Below are 16,018 nucleotides of genomic sequence, written 5' to 3'. Positions count from 1 at the left end.
GGTCTTGATAATCAACACTAAAATAATTATTATGAAAAATTTAATGGCAGGCGCTATGTTGATTTTCGGAACTGTACTTCTGACGGCGCAAGTAACACCAAAACAAGACACAACAAGAACGAAATCGGAGAAGAAGATGAATAAAAAATCTCCGCAAACTGCTCAGCCAAACAATGGTATGAACAGAACGATTGATACAACAGGGCAGAATAGCAATAATAATTGGAATCAGCCTAAAACCACAACCAAAAAAGACACAGTCTGGAACAAGTCGCAACAGCCGACAACCAGATAAAAAAAGGAGCAAATCAATTGCTCCTTTTTTTGTTTATGCTTTCCATTCAACCACCGCTTTTATAAAAGCTTCGGCATTTTCTACAGGGATATTCGGTAAAATCCCGTGTCCGAGGTTGACGATGTATTTGTCTTTCCCAAAACGGTTAATCATTTCGTGAACCATTTTTCTTATTGTTTCAGGCTTAGAATGTAATCTTGATGGATCAAAATTCCCTTGCAAAGTCACTGCGTTATTCGTGAATTGTCTCGCTAATTCCGGAGTGATTGTCCAATCAACACCAACAGCAGAAGCTTTAGATTTTGCCATATCTTCCAATGCAAACCAACAACCTTTTCCGAAAACTACAACGTGAGTTAACGGAGCAAGCGCTTCAACAATCTGATTGATATATTGCCAGGAAAACTCCTGATAATCTGCAGGCGAAAGCATTCCGCCCCAAGAATCGAAAACCTGAACCGCAGAAACACCTTTTTCAACTTTTCTTTTCAAATAAGCAATTGTAGTATCTGTGATTTTTTGCAAGAGTTTGTGCGCCGCTTCTGGTTGTAAAAAACAAAAAGACTTCGCAATATTGAAATCCTTAGAACCTCTGCCTTCTATGCAATAACAGAAAATCGTCCAAGGCGAACCGGCAAAACCAATCAGAGGAATCTCATTGTTCAGTTTTTCCAAAGTCATTTCTATTGCATCAAAAACATAACCCAAAGTATAATTTACATCCGGAACGATGACGTTATCAACTTGTTCGGCGGTTCTGATAGGTTCATCCAACCAGGGTCCAACGGATTCTTTCATTTTGAAATCGATGCCCATTGCCTGCGGAACCACCAAAATGTCGGAGAACAAAATCGCGGCATCCAAAGGAAATCTTCTGATCGGCTGTACCGTGATCTCCGAAGCCAGTTCCGGCGTCTGACATCTTGTGAAAAAGTCGTATTTGTCACGCAAAGCGATGAATTCCGGCAAGTATCTTCCTGCTTGTCTCATCATCCAGACTGGCGGTCTTTCCACGGTTTCCCCGCGAAGCGCTTTTAAATATAGATCGTTTTTAATCATTTTATATATTATTTTGAGCGCCTTTATCCGCCTTCCACTCCCGCTTTTTTCTTTTTTAAACAAAAAGAAAAAGAGCTCCGTTCAAGTCGGGACGCGCTTCGCAAAATACAACTTTAGCCTTTCAAATCAAATCAGCATTGTCATACTGAGCCTGTCGAAGTAGCTTTTAAAATCAAATTCAATAAGTCAGCTAAAGTGTTTTTCGAGCTTGTAATTATTTTATTATCAGTCAGCTTTTCCAATTCGGAAGTCGTTGTTTTTCCAATCGAAAAAATCTTCACGCCATCCAAACTATTAAACTTTGCAAAACTACGAACTCCACTCGGACTGAAAAAAACAATCGCCTGATATTTCTCATCGATTTTCGGATACAATAGTTCCGTTTTATAAACAGGGAGTTTTTTGTAAGAAATATTCTGCAGAGGAAGCCTTTTGTCCAAAATATCAATCGCAATATTACCGCAAAAATGCAGAAATTTTTCATTCACAGAATTTTCGACAATGAATTGCGAAAGTTCACTCGCATTCTTGCAAAGTTTAAAAGCCCCGAAATTATGTTTCCTCAATTCTTTTTTCGTCTGCGAACCGACAACGTAGATTTTGTTATAATTTTTTGGCTCTGTAAAATTCTCATTAGGTTCAAAACCATTCTTAAAAAAGGCTTTAACACCATTCACGCTTGTAAAAATCAGCGAATTGTTTTTTAAACCGAAAGTTTTAGTTTTTAAAATTTCAGTATGAATGACTTCAACAAAATCAACCGAAAAATCTGTTCCCAATTTCTCGGAAACTTTTTCTTTGTCCAATGATTTTGTAAAAAGGATTTTCATATTGGGAATTTTAACACAAAGTGCACGAAGTTTCTTCACTAAGAATACAAAGTTTTATGCTCAATCGTGCACTTTGTGAAAGCCTTTTGCGTCTTTGTGGTTTAAAATTATAAAGATCTTTTAATTTCTTCCATCAATTCCTTGCCACCGTTTTCTAAAACTTTTTTGGCTAATATTTCGCCAAAGTTTTCGGAATCGTTCCAATCAAAAATTTCATCGGTTTCGATGCAGTTTTTCCCATCAAGGGAACAGAGTCTTCCCAGGAATCGGATTTGTCCGTCAACCATTTCAGCTTTTGCGCCAATCGGAGCAGTACAACCACCTTCAAGGGTTTTCAGGAACTCCCGTTCTATCGTCACGCAGATTTCGGTTTCTTTATGAGAAATCGATTTTAAAGATTCGTTTAATTCTTTATTATCAGACAAACTTGCGATCGCAACAACCCCTTGCGAAGGTGCTTGCAATAAGAACGGAATCTGTTCGTAGTGGATATCCAGATTCATTCTTTTGATTCCTGCCAAAGAAAAAATAGTTGCATCGGCGATGCCGTCGTCCAGTTTTTTCAAACGTGTCTGAACATTTCCTCTGATATCCGTGAATTCGGTTTCAGGAAATTCCTTCAGCCAGAACGCCCGTCTTCTCAAGCTGCTGGTCGCGATTTTCAGAACTTCCAAATCCAAAGGTTCCGCATCATTATTTCTTACCAAAACATCTTCAGGGAAATCTCTTTCCAAAACTGCAGAAATCCGAATGTTTTGTGGCAATTGGGTAGGAACATCTTTGAGAGAATGAACGGCAATGTCTATTTCTTTATTTAATAAGGCAATATCCAAATCTTTCGTGAAAACACCGGTAATCCCCAGTGCATAGAGCGGTTGGTCAAGATTTTTGTCTCCGGAACTCAGGATAGGAACAATCTCGGTTTCAAAACCTAATGCTTTAAGTTTTGATTCAACTTCGTGAGCCTGCCAAAGTGCAAGCGGACTATTTCTCGTTCCTATTCTTATTGTTTTCATAAGATTCTTGTTTATGAATATCCAGAATTTCCTCCATTAATTTCGTGACTTCGTTCGCCCGCAAAGGATTTTCCAGAATGTATTTTGCAAATCGATTGGTTAGTTTTTGCACCAGTTTGTTAGACAATTCCATATCTTCAATTTTAGCATAATTGAATTTTTTATGGATGTTGTGCATTTCATGTTCCTCAATCTGTTTCAAAGAGTTTTTGAACTGATTGATATTCGGAGCCAGTTTTCTCTTTTTTTCCCAATCTACAAATTCCTTTGCCATTTCTTTGATAATGCTTTCGGCTTTCGGAATTTCTTTTTTTCGCTGTTCCATCGTTTGTTTGATGGTTTGCGAAAGTTGGTCAACATCAATCAGGGTTACATTTTCCAGCTCACCTATTTCCTTCTGAACATTATTCGGAATCGATAAATCGATGACCAGCATTTCTTTATCTTTTGGAAAATTGGTTTCGTCAATAATATATTTCTGCGCGCCTGTTGCTACAATCAGAACGTCAGTTTGCTTCAGCTCTTCCGGAAACAGATTGAAATCAATTTGTGGGATTTTATATTTATCAGCAATTTTCTCAGCTTTTTCAAAAGAACGGTTGGCTATTTTGATTTTCGGCTGATAGATATGTTTTACGAGATTTTCAATTGTATTTTGTCCGATTTCTCCAACACCCAAAAGAAGAATATTCTTCTCGTGAATATGCCTTGTATTATTCAATATATAATGAACGGCGGCGTAGGAAACAGAAGCCGAACCTGTACTGATTCCGGTTTCATTCTTGATTCTTTTGGATATTTGAATCGATGAGTTAATTGCTCTCTCAAGATATGGATTAGAAAAGTCCTTATATTTTTTGAACCGCTGATAAGCATTTTTGATTTGGGAAACGATCTCAAAATCACCGATAATCTGACTTTCCAGACCTGCTGCAACGCGGAAAAGGTGGAAAAGTGCATCTTCGCGCTGGATCACATTCACATATTGTAAAAAATCTGAGAGGCTGACACCAACCGTATCGCAGTATAGCTCTGCAATGTGAAGGTAATTTTTGGTCGTTGAATAAATCTCCGTTCTGTTACAGGTAGAAACCACAAAAGCGTCACCATAGTCCTGCTCGTGGATTTGGTTGACAAACGACTTGATGTGTTCATCAAAAAATGCAAATTTTCCACGAGTTTGTGCATCAGCTTTTTCATAACTGATGCTGAGAACGGCAAAATCAGAAGTTTGATGGAATTTATTTTTTTGGCTCATTTTCAGTTGGCAAATTTACAATTTTTAAAACTAAGAGCGTTTATGAATATCATTTTGAAAAATTGACAAAATCTATAAACTTTATCAAAATTAACAACAGATTTTCAAGGATGTAATTAAGTTGTTGAAGTTTTGATATGATGGAAATATTCTGGACTGTTTTTTATAAATTTTTATAAACCTGCGGCTTCAAATTTTAATAAAATTTTAACCAAATTATTTTGAATTGAATATATAGAATGAGTCTAAATTTATATCTTTGTAAACTTAACAATTATTGAACGGAAATGGGTTTATTGGATATGTTCACGCAGGAGATTGCGATTGACTTAGGTACGGCGAATACGCTAATTATACACAACAACAAAATTGTTGTAGATCAGCCTTCTATCGTTGCGATAGAGCGCTCTTCCGGGAAACCGATTGCTGTTGGAGAACAGGCAAAACATATGCAGGGGAAAACTCACGAGGATATAAAAACAATCCGCCCGTTGAAGGATGGCGTTATCGCCGATTTCCACGCTTCCGAACATATGATTAAGGAATTTATCAAACAGATTCCTGGTATCAAAGGGAAGCTTTTTCAACCCGCGTTAAGAATTGTTATTTGTATTCCGTCCGGCATTACTGAGGTTGAGAAAAGAGCGGTAAGAGACTCTGCCCAGAAAGTTAATGCGAAAGAAGTTCGTTTGATTTATGAGCCGATGGCGGCCGCAATAGGAGTTGGGATTGATGTTCAGAAACCAGAAGGTAATATGATTATCGATATAGGTGGCGGTACAACAGAAATTGCCGTGGTTGCACTTGGCGGGATTGTTTGTGACAAATCTGTGAAAATCGCAGGGGATGTTTTCACAAACGATATTGCTTATTACTTAAGAACGCATCACAATTTATATATCGGGGAAAGAACAGCGGAAAGAATCAAATTGGAAGTTGGTTCAGCAGTTGAAGAATTGGATGTTCCGATTGATGATATTCCTGTACAAGGTCGTGATTTGATTACCGGAAAACCGAAGGAAATTATGGTCAACTATAAAGAAATTGCCAAAGCGCTTGATAAATCGATTATAAGAATCGAGGATGCGGTAATGGAAACTTTATCTTTGACGCCTCCGGAACTGGCTGCCGATATTTACAAAACGGGTATTTATCTTGCTGGGGGTGGTGCTCTTCTGAGAGGTTTGGCAGACAGACTTCACAGAAAAACCGGACTTCCTGTTTTCGTTGCAGAAGACCCGTTGAGAGCTGTTGTAAGAGGAACAGGGATTGCTCTTAAGAATATGGATAAATTCAATTTCTTAATTAAATAATACAATTATCTGTAAAATTTAAATGAAGTTTGACAGTGTCAAATAACATGTCATTTATAATTTTTCAATTATCATTTATAACTTAGATGGGTGCTTTGCTGAGATTTTTTTCAAAGAATGCATTGTTTGTGTTCTTTATATTCTTACAATTGGTGGCAATTGTACTGATATTCAGCAAGAACTCTATGCAACAAAGTTTCCTGGCGGCAAAAACTGCGGCCTTTAATTCCTGGGTTTCAGGTTACATTGATGAAGGCACATCGTACCTGAAATTAAAACAAATCAATGAAGACCTTGTTACTCAGAACAAAGCTTTGATGAAAGAACTTTACGGAAAGGAAAAGTTGGACAAACCTGTTTTCCGAAGAGTTTATGATACCATCGGAGGTGGGCAGATTTATACCTTTGTTGATGGTGAAGTTGTTTTCAATAGCATCAATAGAAAAGATAATTACTTTACAATCAATAGGGGACGCTTGCAAGGCGTTAGTTCCAAAATGGGTGTTATTGCGCCTCGCGGAATTGCCGGAATCGTCATTAATACAACGGATAACTATTCTTTGGTACAATCGGTTTTGAGTACCAATAAAATCAAAATCAGTGCTTCGCTTAAGAAGTCCGGCTATTTCGGGACGTTATCCTGGAAAGGTGATGATTCCAGAACGATGACCTTATCAGATATTCCTAAATATGTTCCGCTAAAAGTTGGCGATACTGTTGTGACCGATGGAAAATCATCCATTTTTCCAGCAGGAATTATGGTTGGTACGGTTGCCGGTTACCAGGTTGATAGCAAAACAGGATTCTGGGATGTGTCTGTAGAGTTAAGCGAAAAAATCGGAAAATTGAGTACGGTTTACGTTGTAAGAAATCTCAAAAAATCAGAAGTTCAGAAAATAGATGATACTTTAAAAGCTCAAATTAAAAAAGATGGTCAGTAGAAACATTGCATCCGACTTGCTTTTGATAGCATTGCTTACAGCTTTTCAGGTTTTCATTCTGAACAGAATTGCTTTGTTTGGTCAATACATTCCTGTGCTTTATCCTGTTTTTGTGATGTTTTATCCGTTTTTCCGAAATCAGTTCCAGTTTTTAGGATTGAGCTTTTTATTAGGATTGTGTGTGGATGCGTTTTTAGGAACCTGGGGGATTAATGCTTTTGCAACAACAGTTATCGCGTATTTTAGAACAATTATATTCCGGACATCTACGGATACAACGACGGATTTTTTCTCTTTCCAAAGTATCCAATGGACACAGTTCATATTTTTTATTATCACGAGTATTTTTATTCACCAATTTTTGGTACAGTTCATCGAATTTTTTAAATTTAATAGGTTCTTTGAAATTTTATTTAATGTAATAGTAACCAGTATAATTTCGTTCGTATTTATATTAGCCTATACATTAGCATTTAAAATCAAGCAAAAAGTCTGAAACCGAAAAATGTGTATAAAAAAACAATCCAAATTTTCTTTGACATGGAGGTTGCATATGTCCTCTTAAAAAAATAGAAAGGTACATATGAAATCACAATATCTCAGAATTATTCTCGCCCTTTCTGTCATTGCACTAATATTTATTGCAAGGTTGTCGTATTTGCAATTATTTACAGACAGATATGCGCTTAATGCAGCCAATACCTCCATTAAAATCGAATATGTCATTCCGCCAAGAGGTGTTATTTTTGACAGGAACGGAAAAATTCTTGTAGGTAATCAACCGGCATTCGAGATTTCTTACACAGCGGCACTTTTAAAACCGGATTTTGATACGCTTGGATTCTGTAAGCTCGTTAACATCTCAAAACCGGAATTCATCAAAACGATGAAAAATATTGAGAAAGAGAAATATTATTCCCGATTGACACCGATGACTTTTATGAAGAATCTGAGTCGTGAGGATATGGCGAGAATTCAGGAATTGATATTCAAGTATCCTGCTTTTAGTATTGTTCCCCGTCCGCAAAGACAATATGAAATCAATACTTCTGGAAATCTTTTAGGCTATACCAATCAGGTTAATGATAGTGATATCATGAAGGACTCACTGTATTATCTACCCGGAGATATTGCTGGAAAAAGTGGAATAGAAAAAGCTTACGAAAAAGAACTCCGTGGTGAAAAGGGGATGAAATATATCCAGAAAGATATTCGCCAAAGAAGCATCGGCTCATATAAAAACGGAGAACTTGATAAAGAAGTGGTTACAGGAAAAGATTTGACTTTAACCATCGATTACGATCTACAAAGAATGGCCGAAGAAATGCTCGTAAACAAACATGGAGCAATCGTGGCAATTGATCCTAATAATGGCGAGATTCTAACAATGGCAACCGGCCCCGACATCGATCCGAATCTTTTTACAGGACCAAACAAATCCAGGAATCTCTATCGATTGGCTAACGATACCATATACGAAAACAAACCAACGTTTGACCGTTCTGTTCAGGCGGCTTATCCTCCTGGATCCACATTCAAATTGCTGACTGCGCTTGCCGCTATGCAAATGGGTGTAATGACAGACAAAACGGTTTTTCCTTGTGGAGGTGGTTTTAATTACAGAGGTCTGAGAATCAAAGGTCATGGTGGCGCAGACCCATTGATTCCGTCAATTCAGGTTTCTAGCAACTGTTATTTCAGTTATGCTTACCTTAATATAATTAATAAATACCCGGGAAATCCGTCGAAAGGCGTTGATGAATGGAAAAAGATCCTTAACAGCTTCGGCGTTGGAGAATTTTTAAATAATGACTTAGCGGTCGGTGCAAAAGGTAGAATCCCATCCGGAGAATTCTATGAGAAAAGAATGGCACACATCTATAAAGCCAGCGGTTCTAAAAAAGATCCTAAAAACTGGGATCCATTAGCAACGGGAGCAATATTCAACGGAATGGGGCAGGGCGATGTATTGCTTACTCCAATTCAGATGGCCAACTTTGTGGCTGCTATTGCTAACAAAGGCTGGTATTATACGCCTCATATTGTTAAATCGATTGACGGAAAACCAAATCCCGACCCAAGATTCAAGAAAAAGCATTATACATTGGTTCAGAACCCTCAGTTTTATAATGTGGTCATTCAGGGTATGGAAGCCGTAATGCTGAGAGGAACAGGGCGAGGGCTGATGTCCAAAGATTTCACTCAATTGGCCAAAACAGGAACAGCGCAGGTTCCGCAAGGAAAGGATAACTCTATTTTTGTTTTAATTGCGCCGGCTGATAAACCAAAGATTGTTGTAGCTGCCGTTATGGAACACGCAGGATTTGGTGCAACCTGGGCTGGTCCGGCTTGTACAACGATTGCTGAAAAATATATCACAGGAGAACTGAAGAGAGAACACCTTTACAAGAAAATGATTACCTCCAGTTTTATGCCGGAGTATAAACGTCAGTATATTGCCGATATGAAAAGAAAAGGCTGGTACAAAGAACCTCCCGTAGATTCTGTGAAACTCAAGAGAATCAAAGACAGCCTGCAGGCAATTAATGAAAAAAAACTGAAAAAAGACAGCTCAAAAGTTAAACCTTTAAAATCCGGTACAAGATGAAGTGGGCAGAAGGTATAGATAAATTAGGGATTGGACTTTACATCCTTTTATGTGTTTTCGCAATAGTTAACATCAATAGTGTTGATGCAGGTCTAGGAAAGAAACAAATGATTTTCTTCGGGATCTCATGCTTTGTCGGATTGATTATATTCTTCATGCGAACAAAGTTTTTCGAGAATATGTCAGCGATTATCTATGTTGGAGGCGTTTTATTACTGGTCGGGCTTTTTCCTTTTGGAACGGAAATCCTGGGACAGAAAAACTGGTACAAGTTCGGAGGATTTACAATGCAACCGGTAGAATTTGCAAAAATCGGAACCGCTCTTATGCTGGCAAATTATGTCTCGAACCCTGATTTTAATCTCAAGAACAGAAAAGTTCTTTATACCTCCCTGGCAATTGTTGCCATTCCCGGAGTTGTTGTTTTGATGATTCCCGATGTTGGTTCTCTTCTTGTATTTTTTGCATTTTTAATGGCGCTTTACAGAGAAGGACTTTCCGGTTGGTTATTCGGTGTGATATTTATTTTTGCAGCCGTTTTTTTGGTTTCAATTGCTGTTAATCCGTTATATGTCGTAATTGCAATTCTCATTATAGCCGCCATTTTTGTTTTCCTTAATTTCTATTCTATACAGGGAAATGTGATGTACATCATCGCAATTGTTCTTACAGTTGGTGTTCTGAGCGCGCTATCTTACGGCTCACCTTATATATTAACAAAGTTGCCAAAGCATCAACGTGAGAGAGTTGAGGTTTTATACAAAGGTGAAAAAGCATTTCGTGATACATCGGGATATAATTTGCTCTACTCAAAAACAGCAATAGGTTCAGGTGGACTTACGGGAAAAGGCTATAAGCAAGGCTCTGTGACACAAGGCAAATTTGTTCCCGAACAGGAAACCGATTATATCTTTTGTACTGTTGGTGAAGAATGGGGTTTTCTAGGCAGTACAATTCTTATACTTTGTTATGCCATTTTTATCGGAAGGATCTATTATCTGGCGGAACAGCAAAAATCCACCTTCAACCGTGTTTTTGGCTATTGTTTCGCATCCATATTATTGATTCACTTTGCCATAAATCTTGGAATGGTTATGGGACTTTTTCCAACTGTTGGGATTCCGTTGCCATTTTTCAGTTACGGTGGAAGTTCGCTTCTGGCATTTTCCATTATGACTTTTATTTTCTTTAAACTCAATTACGCAGACAAAAACAGCCTCGTATAAACGAAGCTGAATTTTTTGTATAATTAAATTGAATTAATTCTTAACCAAAACCAGATATTCCAAAGGCTTCAGATTAATAACTGTCTTTTCAGAATTAATATTAAAGATTTTTCCTGTAAACAATTCTCTGTACTGCCCATAATAATATTTGGTATCAACAGAGGTGGGGAGACTTTTATCGGAAAAATTGAAAATAGATAAAACTGCATCGTCGTTCTTCTCTCTGTAAAAGGATAAAACATCATTCATCTGGTTGTTGGTTACTCGGATCATTTCTCCACCCCATTTTCCGTTCCAGAGCGCTTGATTCTTATGTTTCAAATCAAATAATTTCTGATACATACCATAGAATTTGTGGTCTTTCCAAACGATTTCATCTTTCTCAAAAAACGCAAGACTTCTGTCCAATCCTGCTTCTTGTCCGCTATAGACCAGAGGCATTCCGTTGGCAGTTCCGCAAAGAGCCATTGCCGTTTCCAGGCCTTTTTCGAAATTAGAAAACTGATTGCCTTCCCAGGAATTTTTATCGTGATTATCTGTGAATAACATTCGGTAAGAATCGTAAGGGAAGCTCCCAACATCGTGCGCCATATATTCGTATAAAGCATTGGCGCCCTTTCCGCCAGTTGTCGCCAGTTTTAGTTTGTCCCAAAGCGACCAAGAATAGGTCATGTCAAATGATTTTCTGTAAAGATCGCGGGATTCCCATTCGGCCAGCATAAAAACAGGTTTGATCTGGTCAAGCTCTTCTCTTGCATTTTCCCAAAAATCAACCGGAATAAAACCCGCAACATCACATCTGTAACCATCGATATTAGCTTCTTTCACCCAATATTTAAGAGCGCCGGTCATATATTCCCGGAAGTCCGGATTGTTATAATCGAAATCGATGACATCATCCCAATCGTACCAAGGTGTCGGTTGGAAGTTTCCTTCTCTCGATTTTGTGTACCAGTCCGGATGTTCTTTTGCTAAAGGATTGTCCCAGGCAGAATGATTTCCTACCCAATCGATAATGATATACATTCCCATCGAATGGATTTTGTCAACCAAACTTTTCAGATCGTTCAAAGTTCCGAAATCAGGATTAACCCCTTTGAAATCTTTTACTGAATAATAACTTCCTAATTTTCCTTTTCTATGTACTTCTCCAATGGGATGAATCGGCATCAACCAAAGAATATCAACGCCCATTTTTTTGAGTCGTGGCAGATGTTTTTCAAATGCTTTGAAAGTACCTTCTTTGGTATATTGTCGGATATTAACTTCGTAAATTGTTGCATTTTTGCTCCATTCCGGATGTTTGAGCTGCACGTAGGGCTTTGGCTGATAACGGGAGTCTTTGTTCTGTGACATTCCCAGAAACGGAATTAGCAGAATCAAGAGAAGATATTTTAATGAATTCATAAGGTTGATATATTTTATTAAAATTAAAAAAATGCTTCACTATGTTTTTAATTTATTTTAATATTTTTTCTCTCATTAATTTCAATGCAGCCAAAGTCTCAACCCAACTAGAGGTCGTGTCAACCAAACAAGGCATCGTTCAAAAAAAACAAAGGTTCGTTTCAATCCAACAAAGCATCGTTTCAGTCCAACAAATCATCGGCCGTATAAAAATAAAAAGCATCCCGAAATTTGAGATGCCTATATTAAATTTATTTTTCCAATCAGGATTAAGAATACATCTGCTCCTGTAATTCTTTGATTTTTTTGTCTCCAAGATATTCGTCGTAAGTCATATCTCTGTCTATGATTCCTTTCGGCGTCAACTCGATGATTCTGTTACAGACAGTTTCCAACAATTCGTGGTCATGAGAAGATAACAGGATGTTACCTTTGAAGTTATTCAAAGAGTTGTTCAAGGTTGTAATACTTTCCAAATCCAGGTGATTGGTTGGCTCATCCAAAAGAAGAACATTAGCTTTCTGAAGCATCATTCTACTGAACATACAACGCATTTTCTCACCACCGGAAAGCACTTTACAAGATTTTAGAGCCTCGTCTCCGGAGAACAACATTCTTCCCAAGAAACCGCGCATAAACTCTTCGTGTCTTTCCTCATCATTCTTTGTGAATTGTCTCAGCCAGTCTACCAGGTTGACATCATCCTGGAAGTAATCTGTGTTGTCCAAAGGCATATAAGATTGGTTGGTGGTTACACCCCAATTATAAGTTCCTTTGTCCGCTTCAGTTGTTCCGGAAATGATTTGGAAAAACTCTGTAATAGCCAATGAATTTCTGGAGATAACAGCTACTTTATCGCCCTTTTTAAGGTTTAGGTCGATGTTTGAGAACAACAATTCACCGTCTTTTGTTTTTTCAAGACCTTTCACATCCAGAATCTGGTCGCCAACTTCTCTTTCGATATCGAAAATAATGGCTGGATAACGTCTTGAAGAAGGTTTGATATCATCGATGTTCAGTTTGTCAATCATCTTTTTACGTGCAGTTGCCTGTTTAGCCTTCGCTACGTTGGAACTGAACCGTGCGATGAAGTCCTGTAATTCTTTTTTCTTTTCTTCTGCTTTTTTGTTAGCCTGAGCTCTTTGTCTTGTTGCTAACTGAGACGCCTGATACCAGAAGGAGTAGTTACCTGTGTATAGGTTTAATTTTGAATAATCTAAGTCTCCAATGTGTGTACAAACGGCATCTAAGAAGTGACGGTCGTGAGATACTACAATTACGGTATTTTCATAATCTGCTAGGAAATCTTCCAACCAGGCAATTGTTGAGATATCCAGGTCATTGGTAGGCTCATCCAGAATTAGAACGTCAGGGTTACCGAACAATGCCTGAGCTAGCAAAACTCTTACTTTGTCCTTATTTTCCAGTTCCGACATCATTTGGTAATGCATGTCATCTTTGATTCCTACGTTAGAAAGCATTGTTTGAGCATCAGCTTCGGAGTTCCAGCCGCCCATTTCGTCATAGATAACGCCTAATTCTCCTGCTTTGATTCCATCTTCATCAGAAAAGTCTTCTTTTGCATAAAGCGCATCCATTTCTTCTTTGATTTCGAAAAGTCTTTTGTTTCCTCTAAGAACCGTTTCTAATACGGTAAAGTTATCGTAAGCAAAGTGATCTTGCTCAAGCACAGACATTCTTTTTCCAGGTTCCAGAGAAACATTACCGGAAGTGGATTCCTGCTTTCCACTTAATATTTTAAGAAATGTAGATTTCCCGGCACCATTAGCACCGATAATCCCATAACAATTTCCTTTCGTGAATTTTATATTAACTTCGTCAAAGAGAACTCTCTTTCCGAACTGTAATGATAAATTAGATACTGTTAACATATAGTTTTGTAAATTTGCCAGCAAAAATACGAAAATAAGTTGGGATAGTGAAGTGTCACCAAGCATTAACATATGAAAGTTAAAATCGAAAAATCTGTTAATATTTTTAACAAGCGCGCCCGTTTCGAATATGAGATTCTGGAAGAATATGAAGCCGGAATTGTATTGACGGGAACAGAAATAAAATCGCTCCGTTCTTCCAAAGCATCCATTACAGAAAGCTTTTGCCAGTTTATTGAAGATGAATTGTATATCATTAATATGATGATTGATGAATATAAATTAGGAACTTTTTACAACCATAAAACAAAAAGGGAACGGAAGTTGCTACTGCATAATTACGAATTGCAAAAACTTAAAAAAAAGTTAAAGGATGTTGGGAATACTATAATCCCTTTGAAGTTATATATCAATAATAATGGGAAAGCAAAATTGCTAATTTCCCTTGCTAGAGGAAAAAAACTGTATGATAAAAGAGAGGCAATAAAAGACAGAGAAAATAAAGTCAACATTCAGCGATTGTTAAAGAAAAACTAAAAAAACTTTGTTTATAAAGAAAAATTATATTTATTTTGCATTATCAATTATTTAATCATTTAATTCTATGAAAAATCTAAAATTAGGAATTTCAGCATTGGCGCTTACTGTTGCCTCTACTGTTTTCGCACAAACTACTACCAATAAGTGGGTAATAGGAGTAGGTGCTCATGGAGTGAATCACGTTGCTCAAAGAGGTAATTTCAGCAATACGTTCTCATTCAAAAATTTCGGAGATAATCTTTTTGGTGTTTCTAAGTATTCAATTACCCCACCATTGTCTAAATTAACTGTTGCAAGAAGCCTTGGTAAAGGTTTAGTTCTTGACTGGCAAACTACTGTTGGAAATGTTGACAACAAAAGATTCCAAATGGACAAAGAATTCTTCTTAATGACAGGTCTTGGTGTTCAATTTAAAGCAGCTGGTCTTCTTTGGGATGAAGAGTCTTGGTTTGATCCATATTTGAGAGTTGGTGCTAACTACCTGAGACATGACTACACAGGTCTTACTTTCCCTAAAACAGACACTAAAGGTGAATACTATGGGGCGTACAACGAAGATGGTGATTTAACTGGAAAAGCAAACCACTTTACTGTTAGTACAGGTGCGGGGATTAACTTCTGGGTGACTAAAAACTTCGGTTTAGGTGTTCAAGGAGATTACGTTACTACACCAGTTGATAAATCAAACGTTGCTAACTTCTGGCAAGCTTCTGCTTCATTGTTATTCAGATTTGGTAATACAGACAGAGATAAAGACGGAATTCCTGATAAGGATGACAGATGTCCTGACACACCAGGTTTACCTGAGTTCCAAGGATGTCCTGATACAGATGGAGACGGTATCCCAGATATCGATGATCAATGTCCAGACGTAGCTGGTCCAAAAGAAAATAATGGTTGCCCTTGGCCGGATACAGATGGTGACGGAGTATTAGACAAAGATGATGCTTGTGTTGACGTTCCTGGTCCAGCAGAAAACAAAGGTTGCCCTTGGCCAGATACAGATGGTGATGGTGTACTAGATAAAGATGATGCTTGTCCTACAGTTCCTGGACTTCCAGAATATCAAGGATGTCCTAAGCCAGCAGCAGCTTATGCTACTGAAGCGACTGGAGCTCTTCAAAATATCTTATTTGATTTCAACAAAGCTACATTAAGACCAGAATCTGCTGGTAAAATTAATCAAGCCGCAGAAATCCTTAAAGGTGCTAAAGATGCTACATTCTTAGTAACTGGTCACACGGATGCTAAAGGTTCTGAAGCTTACAACTTGAAATTATCTAGAGAAAGAGCAGCTTCTGTTGTTAAAGCTCTTGAAGCACAAGGAGTAAATGCTAACCAATTGAAATCAGTTGGAGTTGGTAAGAGAGATGCTAAAGTTCCTGCTACAGCTTCTGATGCTGAAAGACAAGCTGATAGAAAAGTTGTTGTTGAAGCTGTGAATGGTGCAGCTTGGGACGCTCTTCAAAAATCAGATCTTCCAGTAGTTGAGAAAAAAGTTGTGAAAAAAGCTCCAGCTAAAAAATCAACTAAAAAAAGAAAATAATTAAACATTATTTCTAAATAAAAATGCCTCCAAGTAATTGGAGGTATTTTTTTTATTTCTATAATTCAGTATTTTTGCACAAATAAA

General features: G+C 37.6%; 14 protein-coding genes. 8 read left to right on the top strand and 6 right to left on the bottom strand.

Annotation, left to right across the window (positions count from 1 at the left end):
- The first annotated feature begins 31 nt into the window (after positions 1-31).
- Entirely contained in the window at positions 32-295 is a 264-nt protein-coding gene (locus tag QOL71_RS03595; RefSeq protein ID WP_283415609.1) for a hypothetical protein, read from the top strand.
- Positions 296-328: 33 nt separating this feature from the next.
- Here the strand turns inward: QOL71_RS03595 and hemE are convergent, their stop codons facing one another.
- From hemE to hemA, 4 genes are all read right to left on the bottom strand, one after another.
- Positions 329-1,354: a uroporphyrinogen decarboxylase gene (gene hemE / locus QOL71_RS03590; protein ID WP_283415608.1), complete on the bottom strand. Its 1,026-nt coding sequence runs from the start codon at positions 1,352-1,354 to the stop codon at positions 329-331.
- A 140-nt stretch (positions 1,355-1,494) separates the two neighbouring features.
- On the bottom strand, positions 1,495-2,184 hold the full coding sequence (locus QOL71_RS03585) for a uroporphyrinogen-III synthase (RefSeq protein ID WP_283415607.1): 690 nt from the start codon (positions 2,182-2,184) through the stop codon (positions 1,495-1,497).
- Positions 2,185-2,291: 107 nt separating this feature from the next.
- The gene (gene hemC, locus QOL71_RS03580) at positions 2,292-3,200 is read right to left on the bottom strand and encodes a hydroxymethylbilane synthase (protein WP_283415606.1); all 909 of its coding nucleotides are present in this window, start codon (positions 3,198-3,200) and stop codon (positions 2,292-2,294) included.
- The gene (hemA, locus tag QOL71_RS03575; RefSeq protein WP_283415605.1) at positions 3,169-4,458 is read right to left on the bottom strand and encodes a glutamyl-tRNA reductase; all 1,290 of its coding nucleotides are present in this window, start codon (positions 4,456-4,458) and stop codon (positions 3,169-3,171) included. Before hemA ends, hemC begins: the two co-directional genes overlap by 32 nt.
- 287 nt (positions 4,459-4,745) lie before the next feature.
- Between hemA and QOL71_RS03570 the strand changes: the two genes are divergently transcribed.
- The 5 genes from QOL71_RS03570 (at position 4,746) to rodA (ending at position 10,546) form a co-directional block, all read left to right on the top strand.
- A complete protein-coding gene (locus QOL71_RS03570; RefSeq protein WP_072996932.1) occupies positions 4,746-5,771 on the top strand; it encodes a rod shape-determining protein in 1,026 nt (341 codons plus the stop codon).
- A gap of 86 nt (positions 5,772-5,857) precedes the next feature.
- Positions 5,858-6,712, top strand: coding sequence for a rod shape-determining protein MreC (mreC, locus tag QOL71_RS03565; protein ID WP_283415604.1), 855 nt, complete (start codon positions 5,858-5,860; stop codon positions 6,710-6,712).
- Positions 6,702-7,208, top strand: coding sequence for a rod shape-determining protein MreD (locus QOL71_RS03560; protein WP_283415603.1), 507 nt, complete (start codon positions 6,702-6,704; stop codon positions 7,206-7,208). Before mreC ends, QOL71_RS03560 begins: the two co-directional genes overlap by 11 nt.
- An 87-nt stretch (positions 7,209-7,295) precedes the next feature.
- Positions 7,296-9,320 (top strand): peptidoglycan D,D-transpeptidase FtsI family protein, encoded by a 2,025-nt coding sequence (locus QOL71_RS03555; protein WP_283415602.1) that lies wholly within the window; start codon positions 7,296-7,298, stop codon positions 9,318-9,320.
- Positions 9,317-10,546: a rod shape-determining protein RodA gene (gene rodA, locus QOL71_RS03550; protein WP_283415601.1), complete on the top strand. Its 1,230-nt coding sequence runs from the start codon at positions 9,317-9,319 to the stop codon at positions 10,544-10,546. The genes QOL71_RS03555 and rodA overlap by 4 nt, the downstream gene beginning before the upstream one ends.
- 33 nt (positions 10,547-10,579) lie before the next feature.
- Here the strand turns inward: rodA and QOL71_RS03545 are convergent, their stop codons facing one another.
- On the bottom strand, positions 10,580-11,953 hold the full coding sequence (locus tag QOL71_RS03545) for an alpha-amylase family glycosyl hydrolase (RefSeq protein WP_283415600.1): 1,374 nt from the start codon (positions 11,951-11,953) through the stop codon (positions 10,580-10,582).
- 269 nt (positions 11,954-12,222) lie between these two features.
- Positions 12,223-13,845 (bottom strand): ABC-F family ATP-binding cassette domain-containing protein, encoded by a 1,623-nt coding sequence (locus QOL71_RS03540; protein ID WP_283415599.1) that lies wholly within the window; start codon positions 13,843-13,845, stop codon positions 12,223-12,225.
- Positions 13,846-13,917: 72 nt separating this feature from the next.
- Here QOL71_RS03540 and smpB point away from each other — a divergent pair, with 72 nt between their 5' ends.
- Positions 13,918-14,382, top strand: a complete 465-nt coding sequence (gene smpB / locus QOL71_RS03535) for an SsrA-binding protein SmpB (protein WP_283415598.1) — start codon at positions 13,918-13,920, stop codon at positions 14,380-14,382.
- 67 nt (positions 14,383-14,449) lie between these two features.
- The gene (locus QOL71_RS03530) at positions 14,450-15,931 is read left to right on the top strand and encodes an OmpA family protein (RefSeq protein WP_283415597.1); all 1,482 of its coding nucleotides are present in this window, start codon (positions 14,450-14,452) and stop codon (positions 15,929-15,931) included.
- The last annotated feature ends 87 nt before the right edge of the window (positions 15,932-16,018 follow it).

The organism is Epilithonimonas pallida (genome assembly GCF_900182975.1).
Classification (GTDB): Bacteria; Bacteroidota; Bacteroidia; order Flavobacteriales; family Weeksellaceae; genus Epilithonimonas; species Epilithonimonas pallida.
The sequence above is the reverse complement of the archived record's forward strand: the minus strand, read 5'-3'. Positions and strand labels throughout refer to the sequence as shown.

Bases quoted from the DNA above. Each gene is read 5' to 3' on its own strand.
- smpB (WP_283415598.1), top strand. From the start codon at position 13,918: ATGAAAGTTAAAATCGAAAAATCTGTTAATATTTTTAACAAGCGCGCC.
- hemC (WP_283415606.1), bottom strand. From the start codon at position 3,200: ATGAAAACAATAAGAATAGGAACGAGAAATAGTCCGCTTGCACTTTGG.
- mreC (WP_283415604.1), top strand. From the start codon at position 5,858: ATGGGTGCTTTGCTGAGATTTTTTTCAAAGAATGCATTGTTTGTGTTC.
- hemA (WP_283415605.1), bottom strand. From the start codon at position 4,458: ATGAGCCAAAAAAATAAATTCCATCAAACTTCTGATTTTGCCGTTCTC.
- hemE (WP_283415608.1), bottom strand. From the start codon at position 1,354: ATGATTAAAAACGATCTATATTTAAAAGCGCTTCGCGGGGAAACCGTG.
- QOL71_RS03595 (WP_283415609.1), top strand. From the start codon at position 32: ATGAAAAATTTAATGGCAGGCGCTATGTTGATTTTCGGAACTGTACTT.
- QOL71_RS03545 (WP_283415600.1), bottom strand. From the start codon at position 11,953: ATGAATTCATTAAAATATCTTCTCTTGATTCTGCTAATTCCGTTTCTG.
- QOL71_RS03555 (WP_283415602.1), top strand. From the start codon at position 7,296: ATGAAATCACAATATCTCAGAATTATTCTCGCCCTTTCTGTCATTGCA.
- QOL71_RS03530 (WP_283415597.1), top strand. From the start codon at position 14,450: ATGAAAAATCTAAAATTAGGAATTTCAGCATTGGCGCTTACTGTTGCC.
- rodA (WP_283415601.1), top strand. From the start codon at position 9,317: ATGAAGTGGGCAGAAGGTATAGATAAATTAGGGATTGGACTTTACATC.
- QOL71_RS03560 (WP_283415603.1), top strand. From the start codon at position 6,702: ATGGTCAGTAGAAACATTGCATCCGACTTGCTTTTGATAGCATTGCTT.
- QOL71_RS03540 (WP_283415599.1), bottom strand. From the start codon at position 13,845: ATGTTAACAGTATCTAATTTATCATTACAGTTCGGAAAGAGAGTTCTC.
- QOL71_RS03570 (WP_072996932.1), top strand. From the start codon at position 4,746: ATGGGTTTATTGGATATGTTCACGCAGGAGATTGCGATTGACTTAGGT.
- QOL71_RS03585 (WP_283415607.1), bottom strand. From the start codon at position 2,184: ATGAAAATCCTTTTTACAAAATCATTGGACAAAGAAAAAGTTTCCGAG.